Source organism: Streptomyces carminius, assembly GCF_002794255.1.
Lineage (GTDB): Bacteria > Actinomycetota > Actinomycetes > Streptomycetales > Streptomycetaceae > Streptomyces > Streptomyces carminius.
Window position 1 is genome coordinate 1 of sequence record NZ_PGGW01000033.1, and the last position, 25,751, is coordinate 25,751.

At 71.6% G+C, this 25,751-nt stretch carries 18 protein-coding genes and 2 pseudogenes; 8 read left to right on the top strand and 12 right to left on the bottom strand.

Features of this window, described 5'->3' with window-relative positions:
• Positions 1-438: 438 nt before the first annotated feature.
• The 9 genes and pseudogenes from CUT44_RS33005 to CUT44_RS33455 all read right to left on the bottom strand — a co-directional run bounded on the left by CUT44_RS33005 (position 439) and on the right by CUT44_RS33455 (position 8,488).
• A complete protein-coding gene (locus tag CUT44_RS33005) occupies positions 439-1,266 on the bottom strand; it encodes a hypothetical protein (protein WP_158239580.1) in 828 nt (275 codons plus the stop codon).
• Positions 1,267-1,392: 126 nt separating this feature from the next.
• Positions 1,393-2,493 carry a methyltransferase domain-containing protein gene (locus CUT44_RS08695; RefSeq protein ID WP_158239581.1) on the bottom strand — a complete coding sequence of 367 codons (1,101 nt, stop codon included), beginning with the start codon at positions 2,491-2,493 and terminating at the stop codon, positions 1,393-1,395.
• Positions 2,490-3,464: an ATP-grasp ribosomal peptide maturase gene (tgmB, locus tag CUT44_RS08700; protein ID WP_100201600.1), complete on the bottom strand. Its 975-nt coding sequence runs from the start codon at positions 3,462-3,464 to the stop codon at positions 2,490-2,492. The genes CUT44_RS08695 and tgmB overlap by 4 nt, the downstream gene beginning before the upstream one ends.
• Positions 3,464-3,685 (bottom strand): putative ATP-grasp-modified RiPP, encoded by a 222-nt coding sequence (tgmA, locus tag CUT44_RS08705; RefSeq protein ID WP_100201601.1) that lies wholly within the window; start codon positions 3,683-3,685, stop codon positions 3,464-3,466. Before tgmA ends, tgmB begins: the two co-directional genes overlap by 1 nt.
• Positions 3,682-4,841, bottom strand: a pseudogene (locus CUT44_RS08710) (IS110 family RNA-guided transposase). Before CUT44_RS08710 ends, tgmA begins: the two are co-directional and overlap by 4 nt.
• Positions 4,842-5,119: 278 nt before the next feature.
• A complete protein-coding gene (locus tag CUT44_RS33890) occupies positions 5,120-5,674 on the bottom strand; it encodes a phosphoribosyltransferase family protein (protein WP_233221319.1) in 555 nt (184 codons plus the stop codon).
• 185 nt (positions 5,675-5,859) lie between these two features.
• Entirely contained in the window at positions 5,860-6,825 is a 966-nt protein-coding gene (locus CUT44_RS08725) for a DNA-processing protein DprA (RefSeq protein ID WP_100201604.1), read from the bottom strand.
• 140 nt (positions 6,826-6,965) lie between these two features.
• A complete protein-coding gene (locus tag CUT44_RS08730; RefSeq protein WP_100201605.1) occupies positions 6,966-8,237 on the bottom strand; it encodes a hypothetical protein in 1,272 nt (423 codons plus the stop codon).
• Positions 8,238-8,326: 89 nt separating this feature from the next.
• On the bottom strand, positions 8,327-8,488 hold the full coding sequence (locus CUT44_RS33455; RefSeq protein WP_233221320.1) for a hypothetical protein: 162 nt from the start codon (positions 8,486-8,488) through the stop codon (positions 8,327-8,329).
• 2,101 nt (positions 8,489-10,589) lie between these two features.
• Between CUT44_RS33455 and CUT44_RS08740 the strand changes: the two are divergent.
• From CUT44_RS08740 to CUT44_RS33460, 4 genes and pseudogenes are all read left to right on the top strand, one after another.
• Positions 10,590-11,010: pseudogene (locus tag CUT44_RS08740) on the top strand (Tn3 family transposase); the annotation flags it as partial.
• Positions 11,011-11,180: 170 nt separating this feature from the next.
• Complete coding sequence (locus CUT44_RS33015) at positions 11,181-11,345, top strand: hypothetical protein (protein ID WP_158239582.1); 165 nt, start codon at positions 11,181-11,183, stop codon at positions 11,343-11,345.
• Positions 11,342-12,160: an RNA polymerase sigma factor gene (locus CUT44_RS08745; RefSeq protein WP_233221321.1), complete on the top strand. Its 819-nt coding sequence runs from the start codon at positions 11,342-11,344 to the stop codon at positions 12,158-12,160. Before CUT44_RS33015 ends, CUT44_RS08745 begins: the two co-directional genes overlap by 4 nt.
• 213 nt (positions 12,161-12,373) lie before the next feature.
• Positions 12,374-12,814: a recombinase family protein gene (locus CUT44_RS33460; protein ID WP_199185656.1), complete on the top strand. Its 441-nt coding sequence runs from the start codon at positions 12,374-12,376 to the stop codon at positions 12,812-12,814.
• A gap of 246 nt (positions 12,815-13,060) precedes the next feature.
• Here the strand turns inward: CUT44_RS33460 and CUT44_RS34470 are convergent, their stop codons facing one another.
• From CUT44_RS34470 to CUT44_RS08765, 3 genes are all read right to left on the bottom strand, one after another.
• The gene (locus tag CUT44_RS34470) at positions 13,061-15,340 is read right to left on the bottom strand and encodes a DEAD/DEAH box helicase (RefSeq protein WP_100201607.1); all 2,280 of its coding nucleotides are present in this window, start codon (positions 15,338-15,340) and stop codon (positions 13,061-13,063) included.
• Positions 15,341-15,401: 61 nt separating this feature from the next.
• A complete protein-coding gene (tpg, locus tag CUT44_RS08760; protein WP_100201608.1) occupies positions 15,402-15,977 on the bottom strand; it encodes a telomere-protecting terminal protein Tpg in 576 nt (191 codons plus the stop codon).
• A gap of 6 nt (positions 15,978-15,983) precedes the next feature.
• Complete coding sequence (locus CUT44_RS08765) at positions 15,984-19,397, bottom strand: type II toxin-antitoxin system prevent-host-death family antitoxin (protein ID WP_158239583.1); 3,414 nt, start codon at positions 19,395-19,397, stop codon at positions 15,984-15,986.
• A 941-nt stretch (positions 19,398-20,338) separates the two neighbouring features.
• Between CUT44_RS08765 and CUT44_RS33910 the strand changes: the two genes are divergently transcribed.
• The 4 genes from CUT44_RS33910 to CUT44_RS08785 all read left to right on the top strand — a co-directional run bounded on the left by CUT44_RS33910 (position 20,339) and on the right by CUT44_RS08785 (position 25,448).
• Positions 20,339-20,830: a hypothetical protein gene (locus tag CUT44_RS33910; protein ID WP_233221322.1), complete on the top strand. Its 492-nt coding sequence runs from the start codon at positions 20,339-20,341 to the stop codon at positions 20,828-20,830.
• 368 nt (positions 20,831-21,198) lie between these two features.
• Positions 21,199-22,236, top strand: coding sequence for a hypothetical protein (locus CUT44_RS08775; RefSeq protein WP_100201610.1), 1,038 nt, complete (start codon positions 21,199-21,201; stop codon positions 22,234-22,236).
• Positions 22,237-22,968: 732 nt separating this feature from the next.
• On the top strand, positions 22,969-24,606 hold the full coding sequence (locus CUT44_RS08780) for an AAA family ATPase (RefSeq protein ID WP_100201611.1): 1,638 nt from the start codon (positions 22,969-22,971) through the stop codon (positions 24,604-24,606).
• Positions 24,606-25,448 carry an HNH endonuclease signature motif containing protein gene (locus tag CUT44_RS08785; protein ID WP_100201612.1) on the top strand — a complete coding sequence of 281 codons (843 nt, stop codon included), beginning with the start codon at positions 24,606-24,608 and terminating at the stop codon, positions 25,446-25,448. Before CUT44_RS08780 ends, CUT44_RS08785 begins: the two co-directional genes overlap by 1 nt.
• Positions 25,449-25,751 lie beyond the last annotated feature (303 nt).

A 25,751-nucleotide genomic window follows, 5' to 3' on the forward strand; every position in this document is an offset into this window, starting at 1 on the left:
TCCCTCGCCAATGCGGCGCGGCTGCGCCGCGCCGTTGCCGGGACTGCGTCCCGGCTGAAAGAAGGCCGGACTGCGTCCGGGGGTTCTGCGCTGCGCGCCGGGGCGCGCCTGATGTGGTGTGAGGTTTCGGGTTGTTGGGCGGGGTTCTCTGGGTGGGGGTTCGCGTCACTGATCGGCAGGCTGGAGGGGTGGGGACGGGTGTGGTTCGGAGGGTGGCGGGGCGTCGGGGGTTGTTCTTGCTGACTGGGTGTCAGCGGCTGTGGTGGGGTGTCGTTTTGGATTTTTTCCTGAGAGTGAGGGGGTAGGCGTTGGGGATCTTGTGGGAGGGGTCGTTCCTCCGAGGCGGGTTGGCGCCTCGGAGCGGAGTGTCGGTCCGCTGAGCCAGCATGGTGGAGGCACCTGTCGGTGTGCGGATGCGGTGGTGGCTGGACTGGTTGGTCAGTTCTCGTCGTCCGCGTACAGAGGGCGGGTGCGGCGGCGTTCGGACCAGTCCCACAGCCAGCCGCTGATCGCCTGGAGCGGGGTGCGGCGGGGCATTCGGTCGTCTGTGGGGTGCAGGACGCGGCGGCTCAGTGCGGTGAAGCGCTCGATGGCCTCCCCGGTGTGCTGCTGGTCATCGAGGGCGTAGCGGTACTGGTCCTCCGCGACGGCGGCCGGGTCGTCGTGGTCGGTCCAGTTCTGAAGGCGTCTGATCCAGTGATGGAGTTCCCTGGCCGCGGTCTCGGCGCTGGCGGCGACGAGACGGGGGCCCTCGACGGTGACGGCGCCGATTTTCTCCATCAGTGCGGTGTGTCCGGCGGTCAGTTCTTGGAGGTGCGAGGCGTAGTCGCCCGCGAAGTAGCGGAGCTCGACCCGGGTGTCCGGGTGGGCCTCGTCGCGGGCGCGGAGGGTGCGCATTAGGGACTCGACGGCGTCGTACCGGGCCATGAGGGCGGAGGCGCACGCGGCGTAGGCCTGGCGGCGGGACTGCTGGTCCTGGGCGTGGTGCTGGGCGTGGTGCTGGGCGTGGTGCTGGGCGTGGTGCTGGGCGTGGTGCTGGGCGTGGTGCTGGGCGTGGTGCTGGGCGTGGTGCTGGGCGTGGTGCTGGGCGTGGTGCTGGGCGTGGTGCTGGGCGTGGTGCTGGGCGTGGTGCTGGGCGTGGTGCTGGGCGTGGTGCTGGGCGCGGGCGTTGATGTTCGCGGCGCGGATCATGTCGGCCATGCCCAGCCCGGCAGCAATGGCGGTACCGGCGATGCCGGCGATCGCCACAATCACTGTGGAGTTCACGGTGGGCATTGTGGCGGGTGCGGCCGGCTGCCGTGGCGTGTTGGTCCGGAGGCATCGCGGCGGTTCCGGGGCTGCGGCAGGGTTGGCGGGTGAGCGGTGCGGTCGGGGGCGGGGGCGCTGCGGGGGTCAGGTCGTGGTGGTGGAGGGCAGGTCCCAGCCGGGCCCGTGGGGGTCGTCCAGCCATGCCCACTGGCGGTGGGGGGTGGCGGTGATGCCGAATTCCTCGCGGGCCGGGGCCGTGCCGGAGAACTGCTCGTGCAGTTCCTCTACCAGGTTCCACAGGCGGCGGGGGCCAGTCTGGCGGACGGTGCCGTCGGCGTGGATGTGGGCGGTCGATCCGTCGGGGGTCCACAGGCCCAGGGCCTTGACCGCCTTGGTGTCGTCGTTGGTCCAGGTGCACCACTGGTGGCCCGGGATGGTCAGAGACAGCGGGAACCGGAGCGTCTGGAGCGCGCCGAGGGGTGCGGTGGAGGGGGTGGGGCGGGGTGCGGTGTGGTGCAGGGCGGCGAAGTCGGGTGGGGTGGAGGGGGTGCGGCGGGGCATGAAGTATGCCTCGCCGGGGAGGAAGCGGCCCTCGGCGCGGTCGTGGTGGACGGTCAGGCGGGCGATGCCCCAGCCGATGGGGGTCACGATGATCGCTTGGTTGGTGGCCTGCTCGATCCAGGCCGGGGGGATGGAGGTCATGGCGCAGGTGGCGATGATGCGGTCGTAGGGGGCCCGGTGGGGGGCGCCGGCTGCGCCGTCGCCGGTGTGTACGGCCGGGAGGTAGCCGGCCTGGGCCAGGCGTGCGGCCGCGGTGCGGGTCAGGTCAGGGTCGACGTCCACGGTGGTCACTCGGTCGTGGCCGAGCCGGCAGGCGAGGAGGGCGGCGTTGTAGCCGGTGCCGGTGCCGATCTCCAGGACCCGGTGCCCGTCGGTGATGTCCAGGGCGTGGAGCATGTCCAGCATCAGGCTCGGCTGGCTGGAGGAGGAGGTGGGGGTGCCGTCGGTGAGCTGGGTGGTCAGTGCCCGGTCGGAGTAGAGGGTCTGCCAGTAGTCGGGGGTGTCGGCGGTGACGGTCCTCCAGCGGTGGTTGTTGTCCTGTTCGAGGAAGGAGGGCACGAACAGGTGGCGGGGCACCTGTTCGAGGGCCGGGCGCCAGGGGTCGGCGGGGTCGGTGAGCTGGTGGGCCAGGGCGGTGCGCATCCCGCGTGCGGGGTCGGTGGCGGTGGGGGCGGGGGTGGTCATGTGGTGGCTCCTTGCAGGAGGTCGGCGTGGGCCTCGGCGATGGGCAGTTTGGTGGTGGCGACGAACTGCCACTGCCCGGCGGGGTTGCATTCGAAGAACACCCAGCGGCCGGCGGGGGTGACGGCGAAGTCGAAGGCGCCGTAGTTCAGGCGGTAGTGGGCCATGAAGCGGCGCACCGCCTGGGCGACGTGGTCGGGGATGGGCACGGGTTCGTAGGTCAGGGCGTCGTAGTCGGCGCGCCAGTCGATGTGGGCGGCGTCGCTGTGGGCGTGGATGGCGACGGGGAACATCGCCTGGCCGACGACGGTCAGGCGGACTTCGTAGGCCTTGGGGATCCATTCTTGGAGCAGGTGCGCGGTGGTCTCCAGGGACTCGTCGAGCTCTGCGGGGTCCACGCGGCGGGTGGGCAGCATCAGCGGGTCCTGGCCGGGGCGGGTAAGGGGGGCGATGGCGATGGGCTTGCACACCAGCGGGCTGCCGGTCCTCTGGGCCCATCGGCGGGCGTGGGCGAGGCGGTTGGTGATCAGGGTGCGGGGCACGGTCAGCCCGGCGTTGGTGGCGGCGGTGAGCTGGGCGGGTTTGTGGGCGGCGGCCCGGTAGATGTCCGGGTGGTGCAGCCAGGTCACCGGCAGGCAGGACAGGAGCTGGGTCATGCCGACCAGGGCCTGGGCTTGTGCCCAGGCCTGGTAGTCCTCGGCGACGTCCGGGGAGATGCGGGGCGGTCCGGGCCGCCGGTAGTAGACGGCCCGGACCGCCTCCAGGCGTGCCGCGCGGGCGCCGGTGTCCAGCTCGCCGCGCCAGCCGGGTGTGCCGTCGTCGTGCTCGGCGGCGAGCGTGATGTGCTGGGGGAAGTCGGCGAGGTCGAACCGCAGTACCGGCACCTTCCGGTCGGTGAGGGCCTGGACGACCAGGTCGGCGCTGGCATCCAGTTCCTCGGCGACCACCAGGACGTGTCCGCGCGGTGCGGGCATCAGGGGGCGGGGATGCGGTCGGCGGGGAAGGCGTAGGGGTCGGAGGTCTCATCCGCCGGCCCGTTGGAGTCGTTGTTGGTGCCGGTGCTGGAGGCGGCCAGGGGGGTGTGGGCCCACAGGCGGCCGTCCGCCATCACGTTGACCTGCCGCTGGGGGTCGTAGGCGAAGTCGGCCGGGTCGATGGCGATGGTGTAGGGGGGTGCCTCTATGTCCTTCGTCAAGCGAGTCGAGGGCTTCTTGGTTCGTAGAAGGTTCCGTCGCGGAGCATGGCGAACAGGACGCTGATGCGGTGGCGGGCGAGGCGGAGGAGGGCCTGGGTGTGGGTTTTACCGCGGGCTCGGCAACGGTCGTAGTAGCCGCGGGAGGCGGGATCGTGGAGGGCCGCGAACGCGGAGAGGAACATCGCCCGTTTGAGTTGCCGGTTCCCGCCTCTGGGGCGTGTTCACCGTGGATCGAGGTTCCCGACTGGCGGGTGGTCGGGGCGAGGCCTGCGTAGGAGGCCAGGTGGGCGGCGGTGGGGAAGCTGCTGCCGTCGCCGACGGTGACCAGGAGGACTGCGGCGGTCCTGACGCCGATGCCGGGCATCGAGGTCAGGACCGGGGAAAGAGGGCGGGCCTCCAGCAGGGCCTCGATCCGGGCCTCCAGTGCCCGGCGTTGTTCGTGGACGGCGGCCAGCGACTTCGCCAGTGAGGGGACGATCACGTCCAAGGTGTTGGTGCCGGGAACCACGACGCTCTGCTCGTCGAGCGCGGCGAAGATGTCATCGACCAGCCGGACGGCCATGCGCGGTGCTCTGGGGCGGACGACCTCGACGAGCCTGCGGTGGCCGGCCTTGCGCAGAGCGGCCGGGGACCCGTAGCGCTCCAGCAACCAGGTCACTGCCGGGTGGTCCAGGCGCGGGCCCAGGACGCGTTCCAGGCTGGGGTGGAACTGGGTGAGCAGGCCGCGGATGCGGTTGGAGGTGCGGTTGGCCTCTGCGGCGAGGTCCTGGCCGAAGCCGACCAGCATGGTGAGCTCCGCGATGACCTCGTCGGCCAGATCGAGGGTGCGCAGGGCGTGGGGCATGGTGCGGGCGGCGTCCGCGATCACGGCCGCGTCCTTCGCGTCGGTCTTGGCCTCGCCAGGGTAGAGGTCGGCGATCCTGCGCATCGCGAGCCCGGGCAGGTAGGCGACCTGGCAGCCGACGTCGCGGGCGACGGTGAGCGGGAGAGCGCCGATGGAGGCGGGCTGGTCCACGACCACCAGGAGAACCATGCCGAACTTGGCCTTGAGCTTGTCGAAGACCTTCTTCCCGGCCGGGGTCAGTCCGTGGCCGTGATGCGTGTGCTTGCCGACGTCCAGGCCCAGGAAGACGCCCACCCCGTCGATGCTGATCACCGTGCCCCCCTGCGTCGATGCGTGCCGGCCTTGAGATCGGGGCCGTTCGCGCGCATCCACGTTATGCAGACCTGCCGCCCGCGAACGGCCGGGCATTGCGCCCGGCCGGGCGGTGGTCGGACCTCTGACCAGCGTCTGTGACGGCACCCCTCGGGCCCGGTGACGCCACCCCCCAGGTCATCGGTTCGACAGGGGGCAACAGTCATGCCGGGCCCGGAGGCCAGCGGCCCTCTTGCAGGACCGCGAAGAAGATAACGCGGCGAACTGCTCGGCCGGGGTCATCCGCTCCAGGGAACGCGGGCGAGGACAAGTCCGCGGATATCGGCGGCACCGGCTGCCCGGAGCCGGAGTGCGACGTGCTGAAGCTGCGATCCGCTGGTGAAGACGTCGTCGACCAGCAAGATGGTGGCACCCGTGATGTCACCGGTGTCCCCTGTCCATCTCAGGACGGCGGCGTGTGCGGCCGCGACGGCGCGTTTGTCCTCCAGGCTCCGGTTGGCGGAGCGGGGTGTCTCGGTCTCCTTGACCAGGCGGTGCGCGCCCGGAGGGCTGAGTGGGAAGGCGCGGGTGACGTCCTCGGTGTAGGCGGCGTCCATAATTGCCTCGATGTGCTGGATCGGCTGCCGCCCCCGGTGGGTGGGGTTGCCGACGACGTGGTCCACTCCGCGCATCTGTTCGGGGTGGCTGTCCATCCAGCCGACGAGGAGCCGGCCGAAGATCATCGCCCAGCCGTACGCGCCGTCGTACTTGAGCTTGTGGATCTTGTCTCGGAGGGCTCCGGAGTACATGGCCACGGCGTCGACGCGGGAGAACCCCCGCTGCGCCACGGGCATGCTGCACAGGCGGTTCGTACAGGTGCGGCCGGGCGCGACGGCCTGGGAGCAGACCGGACAGCGACTGTCGGAGACGGGCTGGAGGGTGCCTCCGGCGCAGTCGGAGCACAGGCGGGCGGTGCCGGTGACGGCGTAGGCGCAAACGGGGCAGTCGGGGAAGCCTGCAGGGTCGGGGAGACCGGTCGTCACAGGCCGGCCAGGGCGAGCTGCTGACGCTGCCGGGCGGCACGCTCGATGTCGGCGGCGCGGCCGAGGCGGTCGGTGATGTCGCTGGAGGCGGTGACCTGGATCGCCCGGTGCTCGTCCAACATCTTCTTGGCCCAGGGCTGGGTGTCGGTGAGGGATTTGATCAGGAAGACGAGCTTGCCGTGTTCGGCGGCCAGGCGGGCCTGCATCTTGGCGCCGGAGGTACTCGAGGCTTCGATGACGACGCTGCCCAGGGTCGTGCCGGAGGTGACGACGTTGCGGCGCGGGAAGGTGTACCTGGCGGGGCCGCTGGTGGGCCAGAACTGGCTCAGCAGCGCGCCGCCGGAGGCAAGGATCGCCTTCGCGAGCGGACGGTTCTCCGCCGGGTAGACGGGAGCGGCGATGCCGGTGCCCATGACGGCGAAGGTCCGGCCACCGGCGGTGAGGGTGGCCTGGTGGGCGGCGGCGTCGATGCCCCTGGCGAGACCGCTGGCGATCACGACATCGTGTTCGACGAGCTCGCGGGCCATCCGGGCGGCCCGCTTCAGGCCGTCCTCGGATGCCTGACGGGTACCGACGACGGCGATGGAACGGGCGTCGCGCTGATCGAGTTGGCCACGGTAGAAGAGAAAAGGCGGCAGGTTGCCGATCACACGCAGGTTCGCCGGGTAGTCCTCGTCGAGGACGGTGACCAGGCGCGCGCCGGCCTTGCCGGCCTCGGCCAGCTCTTTGTCGACGCGGGCGCGGGCGTCGTCCAGACCCGCGGCGAGAGCCTGCTGCAGCAGGGGGCGGTTCTTGGTCGCGGCACGGGAATCCTCGCGCAGCTGTCCGTCCAGGAGGGCGGCCAGGCCCTCGGGGCGCTGGGCGCTGCGGGCGAGCAGGCTCCAGTCGAGGGTGGCGTCGCCGGCGCGCAGCGCGCACAGGGTCAGCAGATCGTGCTGGTCAGCGGTGACGTCGAGGTCCATCGGGTGTGTCCTTCTACTCGTGGCCCCGGGATGTTCGAAGGATGAAGCGGTGCGCTTGGGCCACTTCCATCATGGCGTACGCGGACCCCGTACGGGCAGGAAGGGTCGGCCCGAGCCGGAATACCGGACGAGGGGCAAGCTCAGCCGGTGTTCTGTGCGGCGGTTGCGAAGTGGGCCATGGTGGCCGTCAGGGAATGCTCCGGGCCCGGGCCGTAGGTTCCTGGGAAGACCGCGGACACGAAGTCGGTGGCCGTGAGGTTGCTGACCGTGTACGGGTCGATCGTGATGCTCGGGTGACGGGAGGTACTGTCCCTCCAGGTGCCGAGGCGCAGCCCGTAGTTGGTATGGCGGGAGCCGTACTTGCCTACTGTCAGGGCGATGACCTGCGCTGCTCCGGCTTTGCTCAGGAGGATGCGCGCCCATTCGATGGACGTGCCCTCGGTGGTGAAGTCGTCGAAGACGATCACGGTTTTTCCCGTCAGTCTCCCCCGGTACCTGGGGTTGACCCGGACAGTGCGGGCCTGAGCGGCGATGGAGATGTCCGCCGTGCTCATCTGACCCCTGTTCCTCTTCACTCGCTCCAGGCTGGTGTCCGGGGCCTGGGTGACGCGCTCGAGGAGGTCCTCCCTGTAGTAGGAACCAACCATCACTTTGGCGCCGGTGAGGAACCCGGCGAGCTGTGCGCTGACCCGGCCCGGCGAGCTGCTGGGGTAGACGCAGAAGAGGCTGCGATGGGGCAGCGTGCCGTCGAGGTAGGCGGAGGACAGCAGGCACAGCATGAGGATGTCGCGGGCGTCCTGGTCGCCGACCGGGACAGTCTCGCCCCGGGTAAAGATGTCTTGGAGCGTGAAAGTGCCGTTGTTCCCGGGAAAACGCACGTTGGGGGGCAACAGCGAGCGGATCTTGAAGTCGCGGGCGTCGTCACGGGCGAAGGCCCACCGTGGCTCTTCCAGGAAGAAGTGCTCCAGGAGCTCTCCGACGTGCGCGGGCTCGCCGGCCGACAGGGTGATCATGCCCTTGTTGTTGCGGACATGGTTGGCCCAGCGGGCGTGGATATAGACGACACCGGCGTTGATACCGGTGCGCCAGTCCCACTCCGAGGTGCCGACGAAGACGGTCTGATTGGCGCGCAGCTCGAGGCGGTCGGCGACCTCCTTCAGCCAGGCACCGCTGCCGCGGTTCGGCGTGCCGGGGATGTCGTCGCGGGACAGGTGGAGAGCGGGCGCGGGCAGGCCGGCAGCCGCCAGGGCGGCCTCGGCGTCAACTGGGTCGGTTGTGAGCAGCACGAAGGAGATGTCGCGTTCGTCGAGCCATCGGAGGAAGTCGGCGATCCCGTCATGGGCGTGCCCGGGCGAGCGCAGGACCGCCTTGTGGTCGATCACGACCGCGTGCACCGTCCTGATGTCGTCCATCCCCGTCCCCTTGCCGCGCCCTGAGCTTGCTTCGCTCCTCTTGCCATGATCTCAGCCGTTCTGGTTGCGCACTGGGGTTTCCCGTATCCCTATCCGATCTCCTGCAGTGGGCGAAGTGCGGCAACCGCCCACGTGAGGACGGCCGGGACAGCGCCCTCGGCCGTCCAGTCGCCGTCGAACAGCGCGGCGACCAGGCGTGCGTGGGTCTCGGGGAACTGGCCGGAGCGGTGCTTGATGTGGGCCTTGGGCATGGCCAATACCGTCAAGCCGACGCGTTCGCCCCGGCCGGTCCCGTACGTGATGGACGAGCAGCAGGCCGGGCTGCTCTCCCGGCTGCAGGCCATGCGCACCCACATCCAAGGCACCTTCCCCTGTCGGCATCGCTTTGAGGAGCCCTGGGGGTGCGCTGGGGCGGTGGCGGGGCGCAAGCGGCGGTCGTGCCGGCCCCGGCGAGGCCGGGTCGACCCACAGTCGGCGGGCGGCGCGGGCCGGTGCTGTCGGTGCCAGGTGCGAAGATGGCCGGGCAGTGGGGTGGCGGTGGAGTGGGAGCGGCTCGGGCAGGAGCGGTTCGACCGGGTGGTGGAGGCGCTGGTGGACCGGCTGTACGGTGCCACCGCCACGGTGGAGGTCGTCGACGGGCGCGGCGGGGACGGCGGCATCGACATCAAGGTCACCACTCGTGACGGTCGGGTGCTGATCTTCCAGCTGAAGTACTACTGCGACGGCTTCCCCACCGCCTCCTTCAAGGGGCGGCAGAAGTCGATCCGCAAGTCGTTCGAGCGGGCGATGAAGCACACCCCGCACGAGTGGGTGCTGGTGGTGCCGAGCAAGGTGAGCCCTGGGGAGCGGGCCTTCGTCCAGAAGCTGGCGGCCAGGCGGGCGGTGAGGGTCACGGTCATGGACCGGCCCCGGCTGGACGGCGAGCTGGCCCTCCGCCCGGACCTGGTGGCGTACTTTACCCGTGACGACCAGGTGCTGGAGGCGGCCAAAATTTTCAACCAGGAGAAGGCAGTGCTGCTGGGTGGGGCACGGGATGTGGGTGAGCGGATCGCGGCGCTGGGGTCCCAGGTCGACACCCTCGATCCGCACTGGACGATGGACTTCTCCCGGCGGGGAAATGCGGTGGTGCGTACGCTGCGGGCCAAGCATCCGCGCGCCCAGGAGGCGAGCCCGGTCAGCATCCACCTGGCGGGCCGCGAAGGCGGGTTGGATGCGGCGCTGTCCTCTGCGGTGACCCGCTCGCTGGGGTTCGGCGTCGCTGAGGAGGTCGTGCTGCCGCCGGAGGCGGTGGAGTCGCTGACGATCAGCGGGCCCGACTGGCTGGCCGATCGGCTCACCAACGTCACGGTGGCCTGGCAGCCGGCCGGGCCGGCGCCGGGGGCGGGGGCGGCGGCCGAGGTGGTCTTCTTGAACGAGGAGCGGGAGGTGACGGCCTCCTACGCCGGGCGGCTGGGCGAGTTGGGGGCGGGCAGCATCGGCCGCTCGGTGGAGGTGGACCTGTGCGGGGGCCGGTTGCGGCTGCTGTTGCCCTACGAGGGGGCGGCGATGCAGATGGTCTTCTCCGGTGGTCTGGCCGGAGCCGATCCGGCCGGGGCCCTGAAGCTGCTGGGGCTGTACCGGCGGGTGCTGGCCGGAGGCGCATTCGCCGTCCGGGCCGAGGGGAGGACCGCGGTGTCCGGGTACCTGTCCCCCGGCCAGGACGCCGCCGCGGTGGCGCAGGTGGAGCAGGTGGAGCAGCTGCGGCTGTACGCGCAGGACATGGAGGTGCTCCAGCGGCACTGCGAGCAGTACTTCCCCCTGCCCGAGGAGATATCGGCAGCTGAGCGGGTCACTGTGCGCGCCGCGCGGCTGGTCATCGAGGGGCACTGCGTGGCCCTGCCCTTCGCCCGCACCCTGACCATCACCCTCAGCGGAGAAGACGGCCCTGATCTGCGGTCCCTGCTCGGCGGCGAGCCGCGGTCGATCCGCGTGGTCACCGGCGAGTACCTAGTGGCGGTGGCCGGGCGCGGCCTGGACATCGGCCCCGTGATCGTCTTCCACACCCGCGTCACCGCCGAGGACGGCCACGCTGCCCTGGCCGCGCTCGATGCCGGGTACCACGTGGTGCTCCGCCCGGCCGACGGCGAGCACTACCGCATCTGCCGCCGGGGAGGCAATGACCGGCCGCTGGCCCCGGTGCCGCTCGGCTTGGACGGCTACCCGGAGCCCCCTGACCTGAACCGGATAGCTCCTGCGTGTGTATCGGGGAAGCCTGTCATGCTCTCTTTGGGGTTCCCCGACAGCTTTCAGGCCGGGTGCGTGCTGATGTCCTCGTCGGAGTCGCTCGTATCCAGGAGCGCCACTACCTCCAGTGCTGTGGTCGACCCGGTGGACGACACCTACCAGCGCCAGATGAACCGCCAGCTCACCGTCCAAGAGTCGCGGCACAAGCCTCGCCCGCGACATCTGCCACGGCAAGCGCGGGCAGATCATGCAGGCGTACCTCGCCGGCTAGGAGAACCAGCTTGGCGCGCTCGGCCTGGTGCTGAACGCCGCGGTGCTGTGGAGCACCCTCTACCTGGACGCCGCCGTCGAACAGCTCCGAGCCCTGCCCGCCGACCAGCGCGAGCACGACGTCCTGGACGAGGACATCGCCCGGCTCTCCCCGCTCAAGCACGCCAACCTGAACGTCCTGGGCCGCTACAGCTTCCGTAGCTCCGGCCCGGCCGACGGGGCGAATCGGCCCCTGCGCGACCCGGCGGAGGCTGACCACGACGAAGATCCCGAGGACTGACCAGCCCGATTCCGCGCACCGCGCGGCCCACAGCCGGAGGGGTCCGGCTCTCGAAAAAATATTGGACTGGACGGTAAACGCCGGGGCGCGCACTCGCCACCAACTGGTAGCCGCCAAGGTGCCCCTCCCGGGATCCGCCGAGGGCGGGACGCGCTGGAAGGTACGCCGCCATGATGGACCCCGTGACCCTGATGCTGCTCGGCACCGTGCTTGCGGTGCTGAAGGTCGCCGACGCTCTCGCCCAGAGCCTGCTGCTGCGCGCCCGCGCCGAGCTGGCCCGGGCTCAGGCCGCCGCGCGAGGCCAGGACAACAAGCCCGCCGGCGGCGCGCAGTGACCAAGGAGAATTGCTGCGCCGAGTGCGGCGCCACGGCCACGATGCCGTTCGAAGCGGCCTACGAGCTGTACTACCGTCCGCTGGTTCTGGCGGCCCGTCAGCGGGCCAGGGCTTGGGGGCTGTCCGAGCAGGACGTTGACGTCGAGGCGCTCGTTCAGGACACCTTCGAGCAGGCCCTGTGTGTCTGGGACAGCATCAGGGTTCCCCGTGCCTGGCTCTACACCGTCGCCCGGCGCCGCCTCGCCCGCTGTATCTCCACAGCCGCCCTGCGGGCCGATGGGGATCCGGCGGACCACACCGAGCAGGGGACCGTCGGCTGGAGCACCATCGCTCCGTCTGCCAGCACCGAGGATCTCGTCGCTGCCCGGGAGATCGTCGAACTCATCCAGCTGATGCCACAACAGCGCCGTCAGGAAGTTGCCTATCTGCGCTACATCGAGGAGTGGGGCTTCAACGAGATCGCCGAACAGCTCGGCTGCTGCCCGGCCACCGCTCGTGTCCACGCTCTCAATGCGCGGGGCTACTTCGTCGCCACCGTTAGCTGCGGTGACAGCACCTATCCGGCGGGCCGGGACATGGGCGTCCCGTGCCACGGTTCCGGTTTCGGTTTCGGTTCCGGTTCCGGTTCCGGTTCCGGCTGGCTGGTGGCTCTGCTCGTGCTCGATTGTGTGCTCGCAGCGGGCTTTCTGGTCGGCTGGTCTTGGGTATTGGCCGTGGCTGGGGGTGTTGCCGCCGTCGCCTTGGCGGGCTGGGCATGGAGCGCCTGGCGCGCCAGGCGGTGTGGTTCCCGGCAGGGGCGCCGCCGGTTGCGCTGAATGTCCTGGTGGGGCTGCCTGCCCGGAGGAGGCAGCCCCACCAGGCCGCTCCGACGAAGGGGCCCTTTCAACATTGGGGGCGGCATCGGTCGATTCCGCCCCCGGTCGCAGATCCAATCGGCTCGGCCCGCCGACCTGCGGGAACCGGCCGCCGATCCAATCGAATCCGGTCCGTTGTTCCGCCTCCCCATTCCGCCCCCTCTAGGGTGGTCGGTGGACACCGCCGGGCTTGCCCGGCCCACCCGGGGAAGGCAAAGAGCACATGGCCGACCGGCTCTACCTGGGGCACTCCATCGACAAGCGACCGACGCCCGCCAGCGCCACGCCCTGGCCCCGCTGCTGGCCGCTGGCGCCCCCGTCTACGAGGACCCCGCCACCTCCACCCGGCAGCTCTCGCTCGACCGCGCTGGCTTCACCCGGCCGCTGAACGAGGCCGCCGTCGGCAACACCATCCACATCGCCGACGCCGCCCGGCTCTTCCGCTCCGTGGCGGACAGCCTCGCCCTGCGGCCGGTGCTGATCCGCCGCGGCCTGCACCTGCGGGTCGAGTCCGGGCTGCTGTCCGGCATCGACCTCGCCTCCGACGACCCTGGCACCAAGATGATGGTGAACGTGCTCGCCACCGTGCTGGAGTTCCAGCGCGACATGATCTAGGAGAACACCCGCGAAGGCGCCGCCGCCGAAGCCTCCGGCAAGACGCTCGGCCGCCCCGCCGCGCTGAGCGAGGACCAGGCCGCCGACGTGGTGAAGGCGTTCGGCAAGGGCGCCACCGTCAAGGCCATCGCCCGTCGGCACCAGGCCGACCCGAAGAGGATCCGCCGCGTCCTGGACGCCGCCAGCGACCGCGAGCTGCCCGAGTAAAGGGCTCGGGCCGAGGATCATGCCAGGGCAGCGTGCTCGTCAGCGGTCGGCGTCGACTGTGGGCTGGGGGTGCAGGCCGATGGCGGCCAGCATCTCGCGGCGCTGGATGTCGAGGCCCTGGCCGGGGTTCTTCAGCCAGGTGCGGTAGGCGCGGCCGTCGCCGGGCTGGGCCAGGGGCTGGCCTTGGGTGTGGCGGTGGCGGGCTTGCTGGTAGTAGCGCTGCCAGGCGAAGTCCCAGGGTGGGTTCCAGTAGGGGTCGATGCGGGCCAGTTCGGCGAGGGTGTCGGGGTGGGCTTTGCCGGTGGCGGCGCGGGTGCGCCAATTGGCCAGGGCGCGGCCGAGTTTGTAGCCGTCCTGTGCTTGGTGGCCGGAGGTGACGGCGAGGCCGCCGTGTTGGCGGGCGCATTCCTCGGCGTGGGTGAGGAAGGTGTCGCGGTCGTGGAGGCGGGGGTCCCACTGCATGCCGAGGTTGTCCAGGAGGCTGATCTGCCAGGGGTGGAGTTCGCCGCGGCGGCGGGCGGTGCGCTGGTTGGCGAGCCAGGTGTAGAGGTCGACGCGGTGGGGGTCGGTGGGCAGGGTGGCGGCCTGGGCGCGGGTGACGGCGAGGTGGCCGTGTTCGTCGTGGTAGGTCAGGGCTTGGAGGGCGCTGGTCATCCAGGTGGTGGTGGCGCCTTGGGGGTGGAGGGTGTGGAGGCTGAGGACGGCGGCGACCTGGCGGGGGGTGAGGGTGGTTCCGTCGGGTCCGACGATCTCGGGCGGGCTGGTGTCGGGGGTGGGGGTGAGGGGGGGTGGGGTGGGGGCGGTCGGGTCGAGTTCGACGGTCGGTTCGGCGGCCTGGGCGCTGGTGTCGGGGGGGCTTGTGGTGGCGTTTGCGGGGGCGGTGAGGTCGGTGGCGGGGAGGCGGTCGCTGATGCGCAGGTCGTGGGCGCGCAGGGCCAGGAGGATGTCGTACAGGGGCTGGTAGGCGCTGGTGTTGAGCAGGTCGGCGGGGTCTTCGCCGGGGGCGAGGTAGAGGGGGACGAGCAAGGTGGCCTTGTCGTCGTGGTGGGGGTGCAGGCGCAGGGCGCGGCCGAGGGCTTGGACGATGTCGGTGACGCTTGCTTTGGGGGAGGCGAAGCACAGGGCGTCGACGGTGTCGATGTCCATGCCTTCGGCCAGCAGGCGGACGTTGGACAGGACGGCCAGGTCGGCGGGGTGGCCGTTGTGGTGGGGCTGGGGGGAGCGGAAGGTCTCCAGGCTCTCGTGGCGGTCGGGGCTGTTCTGGTGGATGGTGCGGGCCCACAGGTTGGCCGGGCGCAGGGGGGCGGGGCCGGCGGGGGTGTCGGCGGTTTCGCCGTCGAGGGCTGCGGCGGTGGTGGTGAGGGTGTCGGTGAAGGCCTGGGCGTCGGCGACGGCTCTGTGGAAGGTGAGCATGCGGCGCACGGCGTGGGTGGCGCAGGTTTTGAGGACGGCGGTGGCCAGGCTGGTGAGGGCGACGGTGTCGTGGCGGGTGGCGTTGCGGGTGCGGCGCAGTTGGGTGCGCAGGGTGGGGTGGTCCACGGCGACCAGCACGATGCGGTAGTCGCGGGCGAGGCCTTCGGCGATGGCCTGGCTGAGCTGCATCGAGTACACGGTTTGCCCGAAAGTGTCCTCGTCGTCCATGGAGGCGGCGAGGTAGAGGTCGCCGTCTGCGTCGGTGAGGGTTTCGGCGTAGTGGGGGTCGGTGGTCCAGATGCGGGGGGTGGCGGTGAGGTAGAGGCGGCGGTCAGCGGGGACGGCGTGGTCGTGGTGGACGGCCGTCCAGGCCTTGTTGAGGCTGCCGGAGGTTCGGTGAGCCTCGTCGCAGATGACCAGGTCCCAGGCCGAGATCAGGCCGCGCTGGTGGGCGGTGGTGACCGCGCCGCGGATCTGGTCGCCGGCCGCCAGGGAGGCGTAGGTGGCGAAGACGGTGTAGTGGGTGCGGCCCTCCAGGGCGGCGGCGAGGCCGGTGGCGCTGGTGGTCTGGGGCACGCCGAGGTCGTCCAGGGCCTTCAGCGGGCTGCACACGGCCACCACCGCGCCCAGGTGGTCGCTGTCGGCCTGGAAGGCTGCGGCGGTCTGGGCGAGCAGGTCCAGGGTGGGTACCAGGACCAGGCAGCGGCGGGCGCGGCGGGAGCCGGCCAGGTCCTCGCGGATGCGGGCGGCGATGAGGGTTTTACCGGTGCCGCAGGGCAGCACGACGGTGGCGCGGCCGCCGTTACGCAGGGCGTGGACGCCGGCGGCGGTGGCGGTGCGCTGATGGGGGCGCAGGGTCTTGCGGCGCGGGGCCCGGGCCTGGGGCTGGGGCTGGGTCTGGGTCACGGTGCGGGGATCCTTCCCACAAGGAACGGCGGCCCGAAGGGGGCGGGGCGGCGGCGGGCGGCTACCGCTCGAAGCCGATGTGGACCAGGTCGTTGATGGTGGCGTCCATGGCGCTGTCGCGGAACTGGAAGTAGTCCTCGGCGATGGCGCGGGCGATGACGGCCAGGGCGGCGTCCTCGTCGGCGGCGTCCCGGGCCGCCAGCAGGGCGCGGGTGCCGGCGCTGGTGAGGTCGGCGTGGAGCTGGCGTTCGCGGGGGTCGTCGCTGCTGCCGGTGGGGCCAGCGAAGCCGAAGGTGGCGGTGACGTGGACGCGCAGCCCGGTGGCGGTCATCGCCTCGTCGGCCTGCCGGCGCGTGGTGCGGGGCCGGTAGCGGGCGCGGACCTGCTGCTCCAGGCGGGCGGCGAAGGCGGCGGGCGGGTGCTTGCGCAGGCCTTTGAGGTAGCGGCGCACGGTCTCGGGGTGCACGCCGAGCAGGGCGGCGGCCGCGCGGGTGCTGTGGCCCAGGCGGCGGTGGAGGTAGGCCATCTGGGCGCGGGGGGTGGAAAGGCGCGCGGGCAGGGTGTGCCGGGCCTGGGCGGCCAGGTCGGCGCGGACGGTTTCGGTGAGGGCGTTGAGGGTGTCGAGGGCAGTGGGCACGGGGGTCTACTCGCCTTCGGTGGCGGCGGCGTCGGTGCCGTCGCCCTTGATGTAGCGGCCGGGGTTGGCCTTCCGGGCGGTCAGGTCCAGGTACCAGTCCATCGGGTGGGAGGGTTCGGGCTTGACCAGCCCGGGGTTGGGGCCCAGGCGGAAGCCGCCTTTGTGGCCGGTCAGCCACTGGATGTCGGGGGTGGGTGAGGCGTACAGGACGCAGTCGACGTAGACCGCCAGCGGGTAGGCGCCGGTGGCGGCGGCGGTCGCGGTGATCTTGCGGTGGAGGTTGGTGCGGGAGCGGGCGATGACCGCGGCGCGGATGTCGGGGCGCCAGGTGGGGCGCTGCAGCGCGGGCCAGGGGGCGTGCGGGTCGCCGCGGCGCCCCAAGTCGTGGGGGCGCTCGCGGAGCTTGCCGATGGCGCCCTTGAAGGTGGCCTTGATGGCCTGCAGGACCCTCAGCTCCACCGCGTGCTGGGCACGGAATTTCGCGTCGCCCAGCCGGGCCATCGCCGCCAGGAACTCCTGCGGTTCCAGGCCGGGGGTGATACCGAGGCGGGCGTAGGTGTCCAGGTAGGCGTCGCGCAGGTGCTCGTACCAGTCCGTGAGGTAGGGGCCGTTGCCGAACGGCGGCACGGGGGGCGTCTTGGGCCGGCCCTGGGCGTCGAGGGGGGCGGACAGGTCGGCGGGGGCGATACCGAGGGCGGCGGCCTGCCGGTCGTTGGGCCGCACCCACGCCTCCATCGGTGGTGGGGCAAAGCCCCGTTCGACGGCGTAGGCGAGGGTGGGGGTGGCGTACCAGGCCGGTCCGGCCGGAGGGCGTCCGTCGGGGGTGAAGGGGCTGGGCAGGCGCGGGTCGGTCTCGATGCCGGACAGGTCGCACAGCCAGCTGCCGGGGAGCTTGGCATCGAAGCGGGCGCGGGGCAGGTGGTAGCAGCCGCCGGTGCCCACGGTCAGTTTGTTGGCGGCGGCGCCGAAGGCGCAGTTGACGTCGAAGGCGACGACGTGGGGCCAGGCGCGTTCGGCGTCGGTGGGCATCCGCCACCACTGCAGGGCCTCTTCCATCAGGGTCTGGGCGGGGTCGGTGTGGTCGCGCCCTTTGGCCAGGGGGTGTTCGCGGTTCACCTCGCACGGGGCGGGCTCGACGGGCACGTGCAGGGCGCCGGGCACCCAGGCCGAGCCGGTCTTCTGTGCTCCCGGCTCGCGCCAGGCCCGGGTGGGCGGGCGCAGTGCGACCATCAGCTCCTGGCCGGTGGCCGCGCTGGAGCTGACCGGGGTCATCACCCGCCGGCTGTAGGCGTTCAGGAACGCCACCACCTCGGCGGTGGTGGACAGCGGGCGTTTGGTGTCCTTGTCCACCGGCAGCGGCCAGCCCAGCGACGGGGACAGCGCGCCCCAGGGCAGGACGGCCAGCTGCACCGAGCGGCGCCCACGCTCCACGCGCTGGAAGACGCGCACCCAGGCGCTGAACCAGGGCCGCCCGCCGCGCTGGGGCACCTCCCAGCCGTGCGCGGCCAGGTCGGCCAGCACCGGATGGTCGGCGGGCAGCGCCCGGAAGGCGGGGTCCTCCCTGGCCGGCAGGCCCAGCCGCTCGGCGGCCTCGGGCATCAGCACCACCAGCGGGTCACCGTCGCGGCCGTGGGGCTTGAGGCGGCGGCTGCCCAGCGGCCGGTCGGCCACCCACTGCGCCAGCTCGCGGATGGTGGCGGCCGGGCACGGCATGGTCGCACCGTCGGCCAGGTGAGCGGTGCCGTGCCCGTCCAGGACTGCGAAGGGCCCCCAGGCGAAGGCGTCCTCGCTGCTGTCCTCCTGGCCGATGTCCTCCTCGCCCTGCGGGTGCGGGCCGGTGGCCTCGGCGGCTCGCGCCCCCGGCACAGCGGGCAGGGCGGGAGGCGGCTGTGACCCGGGGGCGGGCCGGCCGGTGCCCGCCGGCCACGCCCCCGGCCGCTCCCTCTCCCTCTCGGCCGGGGCGGTGGCCGGGGCAGTCCGGTCCTCAGGCGCCGCAGCAAAGTCGGGCGCGGCGGGCGGCGCCGGGACCGGCACAGGCACGGCGCCCGGGGCGGTCTCGGCAGTGGTGCGGCAAAAACCCCTCATGTGCGCCGGGCGGCCGCCGATGCGGTAGGGGGTGGGGGCCCCGCAGTCGGCGCACGGAGCGACCGGGCCGCGCGCCACCGCTACAGCGGGCGGCTCCCCCACCGCAGCCGCGGTGGCGCCGGATGCGGGAGCGGTGGGGGTCCCGGGAGGCGTGGCCGGGGCAGTGGGCGCGGCGGTGGAAGGCTCGGCCGCCGGTGCCGGGTGGGCGGGCGCGGACGACACGGGAGACGGGGCGGCGGGCTCGGCGGGGGCGTCCTTGGACGGGGCGGTGAAGCGTGCCCGGGCGAAGTCGGCGCCCAGCCGCACCGACACCAGCGGGCCCAGGTCGCGTTCGCCGACGGTGGCCTGCGCCCGGTCCCCGTCGCGGGTGACCACCATGGTGACGTCCGCGTCCAGGGCGGCGACGGTGGCCGGGTCGTCGGTGTCCACCACGGCCAGGACCGGCACCTGCAGGCGGCGGGCCAGCGCCGCCAGAGTGCGGGCCGCGCCCGGCAGCGCCTGGCCGGACAGCGGCAGGTGCGCCACCGGCTGGTGGTGGAGGCGGTCAACGACCACCAGCGCCAGGTCTTCGACGTCCGGGGCGGTCTCGGCGATCGCCTCGGCGCTCAGGTCCGATCCGTCGTCGATGTGCAGCGGGGCCCGCACCAGGCGCGCGGTCACCTCCTGCACTGCCACCTGCTGGGCGGGGGGCAGCGTCCCGGCGCGCAACCGCTGGTAGTCCACCTGTGTCTCGGCGGCCACCACCCGCGCGGCCACATCCTGGCGGGCCGGTCCGGAGGCGGCGTAGAGGACCGGCCTGCCCTGGCCAAGCGCGGTGGCGCGGGCGGCGGCAACGGCCAGCAGGCTCCCCCCGGCCCCCGGAGCGGCGGCCACGACCGCCAGACATCCGGCGGCAAGGACGCGGGCGGCCTCATCCAGGGGCGGCAGACCAAAGGACAGAGCCTCTGCCCGGGGCGCCAGCTCGCCCAGCGTCTCGCCGAGGGCGGCCAGCCGACGGCGCGCGGATGTCCCCGCCCGCGTGGGCTGCCCGCCGGCCGGACCGGCGACGGCGGGAGCGGGGACGTCGGCCATCAGCACCGCCACGGGAGCGCCGCGCCGGGTCAGCACCTGCGGGGCGCCGCAGGCGGCGGCGGTGACCAGCTCGCCGAGCTTGGCCCGGGCCGCGGTGACCGGGATCTGCGCCAGGGCGGGCACCAGCCGCCGGTGGTCCTCCCCCAGCCAGGACAGCGGCGCCAGGACCGCGCACCGGCCCGGCTCGTCCTTCCCGATCCGTGTGCCTTGGCCCTGCCCGGCTGCCGCCACCAGCGACGCCAGCTCGCCGCGTGCCTGGTGCACCCCCACAAGAGGCCACCGGTTCCGTGTATCTGACGCTCGGCCAGCCGACATACCCATCCCTTCACCGACCTCCGTAACGCAACGGTAGCAGCGATACGTAATGTTTTTCGCCTATGGACCCGTCAAGAACCTTGCTGAGCAGACCTTTTCCCATGCGGAATCTGTAATGTTTTCCGAGGCAGGCAGGCGATCAGATGCCATGAGGCGACCGAAGAGGCGAGTACCACCGGGCGCCAGGAGCCGGAAGGCGGCCGCACCGGCACGCGCGGGGCCCGGGGCGCGCAGCGTGCGGGGCCCGGGGCAGGGGCGGGCAGCCGCCCTACCGGGTCACCACCCTTTCGGCCCACTATGGCAGCCCACCACACCAGGCCGCCCGGAAAACCGGCGACGTTACCCAGCAGGAGTGGATGTGCCCTGCGGCCGGCGCGGCAAAGGGCCCGCCCAGGACGGTGCGGTGCCGTGTGCGCGTTTCCGGCAACGCCGTGAAGTCCCCCCAGCGGGCCAGAAAGACCTGACCGGCGTCGCGTTCAGACAGCGCGCCACCTGGGCGTGGGCCTGGAGTACCGGGCCGTGCTCCAGTTGCGTCTTACGCAGGGCGCCCAGGGCCTGGGTGGGACCGCGCATCGTGGTGCGCATCTCCTCGACGGCCCGATCCCAGGTGACGCGGGCGCGGGTCCGGTTGCCTCCGGGGTGCCAGCGGGTCTCGGTGTGGTGGATGAAGTTCGTTCCGGCGCCCGGACAACAGGCCGGGGCCGGGTTGTGGGCCGTGTCAGCGGCGGGTGACGGTGAAGCCGGTGTCGTTGACGGCGCGGGTCCACACCTGGCGATCGAACCACTTGACGATGTCCGGCTGCATCTCGGCGATGGTGCGCATCCGGGCCTCCCAGCCGCGGCCCGGCCAGGCCGCGGCTGCCGTCGCACCCGGTACAACCGTCCTCGCCGTGGATGTGGCCGGCCATCCAGGCGTTGACGGCCACGTTGACGATGACGCCGTACAGGTCGCCGCCGGTCTGGGCCAGGGAGTCCAGGACACCAGCGAGGATCAGGGCGAGTTCGGGGTTGTCGATCGGCGGCATCGGGGCCTGCCCCACACCTTTGTTGCTGCTGTCCTCGTAGGAGGACAGGCTCTGCGCCAGGTGGTCGGCCGTGATCTTGGCGTCGAAGTAGCGCCAGGCGGAGCGCGTCTGGATGCCGAGCCGCTCGGACACGGTGGTGATCTGCTTCTCGATGGTGTCCTCAACGGTCGCCAGCGCGAGGGTCACCCCCTGGCGGGCCAGCTCCGCGAGTGTCTGGGCAACGGCTTCCCTGAACGCCTTGGTGTTCCGCACGGCCACATCCTAGGAGCCGGGCTCGGCCCGGCGCCCGGCCGTTGCGCGGAGCGGGCGGGGAGCGGGGCCGTGCTGCGGGGTGTCGGTCTCGCCGCCCGGCGTTGAAAGCGGCGGTTGCGGTGACGTCGGAGACCTGCGGGGCAGGGCAGTGGGCACATGGAGGGCATCGTGCCAGGAGGCAGGGGCTCCTGGCACCGGTGTCTTCCCCGAGAGCCCGCCACCGGGCTCGGGGGCGGGGTCGGTGGCGGGCTGGCTGTGGGGCTACCGGGTGGGCAGGTGTCACTGTGGGACCGGGATCCGAGGACGGGACGGCCTGCGGTGCCCGGGCGGGCGCCGCAGACCGTCCTGTTGTGGCCGCCTTGGCCGTGCGCCCCGAGAGAGAAGGGGTCACGGCCTGTCGAGGGTCCGCGGCGGGCGGCATGATGTTCCGGCAGCCGCCAGGCTGGTGGGAACGAGAGGGGGGCACGCCCGCTGTGAGGGATGAGAAGAAGGGCGCGGCGTCGGCCGGGCAGGCCGCGCTCACCACGGACGGCAGGGATCTGGCCGCCGAGGTGCACTACCCGCCGCTGGACAACGGCCTGGACTATCTGGTCAGCGTGGTCGATCACCTGCGCGGTGAGGAGGTCGGCCGCCGGGAGCTGAAGTACGCCGTGGTGCACCTGCAGGCCGCTGTTGAGTGCCTGCTGAAGTACCGGCTGGAGCTGGAGCACTGGAGCTTGGTGTTCAAGAACCCCGGCGATGCCAAGCGCAGCAAGCTGGACGACGGCAGCCTGGACAGCTGCACCGTGGACCAGACGGTCACCCGCCTCGTTAACCTCGCGGGTGTCGCCATCGGTCCGAAGGAGGAGAAGAACCTCAAGGATCTAGCCAAGCTCCGCAACCAGCTCCAGCACTACGGCCGCCCGCACGACGCCAAGGTCAACCGGTACGTGATCGGGGCGAACGCCGTGAACGTGCTGGAGTTCCTGATCCACTTCGTGGACTCGGAGCTGCTGCCCCGTATCGGCCCGCCAGACGGGGATACTGCCGCTTCGCTGGCCCGGATCCGCGAAGGGCTCGACGAGATCCGCGGCTACGTCGCGGCGCGGATGCGGCGGCTGCGTCCCGATCTCGACCCTGTGAAGTCCCGTACCGTCACGTGTTGGGAGTGCGACCAGTTCGCTCTGGCCGTCGGGGCCGGGGAGGGCGGCTACTGCTTCTACTGCCACCAGCGGCGCGGGCCCGAAGACATCGCACTGGCCTACGCGTACGAGGTCCTCGGCCGCACCACGTGGTCGGCGGTTTCCGGCGGGCTGGATCCGGTGTACTGGTGCCCGCTCTGCGACGTCGAGGCCCTGGTGCGTACGGTGCTCACCGCGGCTGACCCCGAGAACCCGGTCGATCTCTGCTTCCACTGCGGCGAGACCGGCTCCGGCATGCGGGAGTGCGCCCGCTGCGGGAAGCCGTTTGCTGCGGCCGACGAGGAATCCGCCTGCGACGACTGCCTGCACGCGGTGATCGCCACTGGGTAGCCAGCGCCCTTCGCCGGAGCCGTATGTGACCGTGAGCGTCCGGTGCCCGGAGGGGCCAGCCCCGCCTTCTCCGCCCGCTACGGACGCTGCCGTAGCGGGCCATGCGGGCGGGGAAGAGGTGTGGAGCCGCAGACGGCAGAGGGTTGCCTCGAAGCGGCCTACCCGAGTGGGCTGTTGCGGAAAGATACGTATAGAACAGTGCGGAAGCCCTGATGATCGCCTTTGACACGAACGCGGTGCACCGGCTGAGTCCACACGGGCCACGAGCCGACCTCATCCGCACGCTGCGGCGGTCGGGACACCACCGGATAGCGGTGCCGTTGATGGTGATGGAGGAGCTGGTTGCCCACCACAGGCCCTTCTGCGGCGGAGAGCACTCTCGGGTCACTCCTCACCGTCCAGCCCGAACCCGACGTTAGTGGTGTGATGAACCGGAACATCGCCGAGCAGCTCATGTCGTCTCCGCCCCGGGCCAAGCTCGCTGACATTCCGGGTCAAGCGTTCCGGAGAGGGTCGCCGAGATCACCGCCTCCCAGCAGAAGTGCGACCTCGGCAGCCTATTTCACTGCGAATGCGGGTGAACAGCCGTCCTCGGGCGCCGGCGGCAAGGGCAGCATGAAGGACTGCGACTGAGCCGCCCCCTGGTCGCTTCTGCGGCCCAGAGGTCCGAGCGGAAGTGTGCTGCCCGGGGCGGTGGGTGGCGGCTCGGTTTCGATTCCACGGGAGAGATGTATGCGGTTCATCGTGCTGGGGGACGGCGAGCGGGTGCAGGACGGTCCGCGCGCCTGTCTCCTGGTGCCGCGGCGGGACGCTGGGGATGACGGCTACATGACGCTGTACCGCCTGTGGTTCCGGGACGGCGGCGGGGTGGTCGCCGAGCTGGGGTCGGTCAAGATCGGCTATGCCGATCTGCTACGGGGGGAATGGCCACTGGAGGCGGGGGAGTTTTCCCGTCTGGAGGGACTGGGGCGCCGGCTGTACTGGTTCTCGGTGGGACAGAACGATCTCTACTACGAGAACATTCGGCGACTCGGCCCCCGGTTGGGCAGGGAGATCCTGGACGGTCTGTGCGACATCGCGCTGAGCCCGGGGCGCTTCGGGCAGGCGGTGCAGTGGGACGTGACTCAGACCTCGTTGCTGCGCAGCATCGAGCCGCAGACAGTAGAGGTGCAGTTCCGGCGGATCGCCCAGGGCGGTACCCGGCTTACCGCGTACCGCTTCGACTACGTCGCCTCCTTCGCGGACACCGGGCAAGAAGACGAAGATAGGTCCGGGCGTTGGCGGCTGTCGTTCTCCGTCACCCCTCATGCGCAGCCCCCCACCAACGTGCATGTGCTGATCGGCCGCAATGGGGTGGGCAAGACCACCCTGCTCGGTGATATCGCCGCAGCGGTGGTCGGCTGGCAGGAGCAGCGGGAGGGAGCCGGGGAGATCGCCTGGCCCGGCGGGGTTGCCGGGGCGTTCACCAACCTGGTCTTTGTGACGTTCAGTGCTTTCGATCCGGCCCGCAAGCAGGACGAGGACGAGGACGGGTTGCCCGGCTGGGACGCGGACAAGGACGTCAGCGGCGGCCAGGAGACGCCGCCAGCCGAGGCCGGTCCTGCATCGGTGTCCTTCACTTACGTGGGCCTGGCCACGGTGGACGAGTTGGGGCGTCCCACGCGGGAGCGCAAGACGCGTAAGGAGTTGAGCGAGGAGTTCAGCCGAAGCGTGGAAGAGGTGGTGGCCGCCGAGCGGGTCGGCCGGTGGATCACCGCACTGGACACGCTCGGCAGCGACCCGTATTTCTGTCACTCCCCCGTCCACGCCTTCGCCCGGAGTCTGGCGACACGCGGGGCGTTCTGTGAGGAAGACCTGACCACTGTGCGGGAGATCTTCTCCGCGCTGAGTTCGGGGCATGCGATCGTGCTGCTGACGCTGACCCGGCTGGTGGAGACCGCCGCCGAGCAGTCGCTGGTGCTCATCGACGAGCCCGAGGCCCATCTGCATCCGCCGCTGCTGGCCTCCTTCGTCAAGGCGCTGTCGGATCTGCTCACCGACCGCAACGCGGTCGCGGTGCTGAGCACCCACTCCCCGGTGGTCCTGCAGGAGGTTCCGCGTTCGTGCGTGTGGAAAGTCGGCCACTGGGACCGCCGCCGGCCTGAGCGGCCCGCGATCGAAACCTATGGGGAGAACGTCGGGGTTCTCACCCACGAGGTGTTCGGGCTGGAAGTCCGGCAGTCCGGCTTCCATGCCGAGATCGAGCGGGCCGTGGGCGAGCTGGACACCTACGAGGAGGTGCTGGCCCGCTTCGGCGGGCAGCTCGGCGGAGAGGCCAAGGGCCTGGTGCGGATCCTGCTGGCGCACCGGGCCGCGCAAGGAGGGGCCTGATGTGGCCGCTGGATCCCCCGGCGATCTCTGCCCGCTTCAGCTACGAAACCTGCGTGGGCAGCACCCGGGATCCCCGCCGGCGCGGGCGGCTGCTGGACGCCGCCGACCACGTCGCCGACGCAGGTGAGCGTTTCCGGGACGCGGCCCGGGACGGCCTGCTGCACGCGTTGTGCGGCGCGGCCTTCGCCGTACCGGGCATCCCGGCTGCCGATGTGGTGGCGTGGGTGTATGAGAACGGCATGGTCGGCGCCAAAGCTGGCCGCGCCTTGTACGAGCGGCTGATGGCGGCTCCGCGGGACGAGCGGTGCCCGCTGTGCGGCCACGGCGTGGTGCGCACTCTCGACCATGTGATGCCCAAGAAGGTGTTTTCCGCGCTGTGTGTCGATCCGCTGAATTTGGTGCCGGCCTGCGCCGACTGCAACCGGGCCAAGGGGGAGGCGGTGCCCTCGAGCGCGGAGGCCACGCCGCTGCACCCCTACCTCGACCGTATCGATCACGATTCCTGGCTCGATGCGCGGGTGGTGCACGGCGATCCTCTCTGGCTGGAGTTCTTCGTCAACCCTCCGCCAACGTGGGACCGGATCCTCATAGGCCGCGCCCGGTACCACTTCGAGCTGTTCGGGCTGGGCCAGCTCTTCGCGACCCAAGCCAACCGCACTCTGAGCGGTATCCGCGGCCAGCTCACCGCCATGCTGGAGGCCGGGGGCGCGCAGGTGGTGCGCGCCTACCTAGCGGGCGAGGCCGCGACCCGTCTGGCCGACCGGCCCAACGGCTGGGAAGGCGTCACCTACCGGGCGCTGGCCGGGGACAGCCGGTTCTGCAGCGGAGCCTTCCGTGTATGAAGCCCCTCGGCTGCCGCCCCGCTCGGCCCCGGCCACGCACAGGTGGTGCATGCCGTGCCGGTCAGTCGGCGGCAGAAAGGCGATTGAGTGCCTCTGTAACAGTGAGGCTCCATCCCACGAGGCGGGGGCCGGACCAGTTGACCCCGATCAGCGGCTCGCCCGGGCAACGGAGGGAAGTTCGCTGTCCCGCCACTGTTCCAAGGGCATCGACGCCACCCACAGCCCACGGCCCCACACGCGTGCCACGCGCGCGGAAGTGGACCAGAACGGCAGGCCCCGCGTGCCGTCGGGATTCCGCGGCGC

What these genes read in the sequence shown, in the direction of transcription:
- CUT44_RS08695 (WP_158239581.1), bottom strand. Translation starts at nt 2,493, where the DNA reads ATGACCACCCCCGCCCCCACCGCCACCGACCCCGCACGCGGGATGCGC.
- tgmB (WP_100201600.1), bottom strand. Translation starts at nt 3,464, where the DNA reads ATGCCCGCACCGCGCGGACACGTCCTGGTGGTCGCCGAGGAACTGGAT.
- CUT44_RS33890 (WP_233221319.1), bottom strand. Translation starts at nt 5,674, where the DNA reads ATGCCCGTGGCGCAGCGGGGGTTCTCCCGCGTCGACGCCGTGGCCATG.
- CUT44_RS08725 (WP_100201604.1), bottom strand. Translation starts at nt 6,825, where the DNA reads ATGGACCTCGACGTCACCGCTGACCAGCACGATCTGCTGACCCTGTGC.
- CUT44_RS08730 (WP_100201605.1), bottom strand. Translation starts at nt 8,237, where the DNA reads ATGGACGACATCAGGACGGTGCACGCGGTCGTGATCGACCACAAGGCG.
- CUT44_RS33455 (WP_233221320.1), bottom strand. Translation starts at nt 8,488, where the DNA reads ATGCCCAAGGCCCACATCAAGCACCGCTCCGGCCAGTTCCCCGAGACC.
- CUT44_RS33015 (WP_158239582.1), top strand. Translation starts at nt 11,181, where the DNA reads ATGATGGACCCCGTGACCCTGATGCTGCTCGGCACCGTGCTTGCGGTG.
- CUT44_RS08780 (WP_100201611.1), top strand. Translation starts at nt 22,969, where the DNA reads ATGCGGTTCATCGTGCTGGGGGACGGCGAGCGGGTGCAGGACGGTCCG.
- CUT44_RS08785 (WP_100201612.1), top strand. Translation starts at nt 24,606, where the DNA reads ATGTGGCCGCTGGATCCCCCGGCGATCTCTGCCCGCTTCAGCTACGAA.